This window comes from Curtobacterium sp. 18060 (assembly GCF_902706105.1).
Taxonomy (GTDB): Bacteria; Actinomycetota; Actinomycetes; order Actinomycetales; family Microbacteriaceae; genus Curtobacterium.
Genome location: NZ_CACSJV010000130.1, coordinates 1 through 425, shown reverse-complemented (window position 1 = coordinate 425; position 425 = coordinate 1). Strand labels below are relative to the sequence as shown.

Annotated in this window: 1 protein-coding gene; it reads left to right on the top strand. The window is 55.5% G+C overall.

Annotated features, from left to right (window positions below):
* A partial coding sequence (locus tag GVL05_RS19885; RefSeq protein WP_200849292.1) for a sodium/glutamate symporter occupies positions 1-425 on the top strand: 425 nt, incomplete at both ends.

Genomic DNA, 425 nt, shown 5'->3' with positions numbered 1-425 from the left:
ATCCGTTAATGCTGGCTTTCTTCGCCACCATTGGTTTGAACGCCAACCTTGCCAGTCTGCGTGCCGGTGGGCGCGTGGTTGGCATCTTCCTGATTGTGGTTGTTGGTCTGTTGGTTATGCAAAATGCCATTGGCATTGGTATGGCTAGCCTGTTAGGGCTTGATCCGCTGATGGGGCTGTTGGCCGGTTCTATTACGCTTTCCGGCGGTCACGGTACGGGAGCTGCATGGAGTAAATTGTTCATTGAACGTTATGGCTTCACCAATGCGACGGAAGTGGCGATGGCCTGTGCAACGTTCGGTTTGGTGCTGGGCGGCTTGATTGGCGGTCCGGTGGCGCGCTATCTGGTAAAACACTCCACCACACCGAACGGTATTCCGGATGACCAGGAAGTCCCGACGGCGTTTGAAAAGCCGGATGTGGGC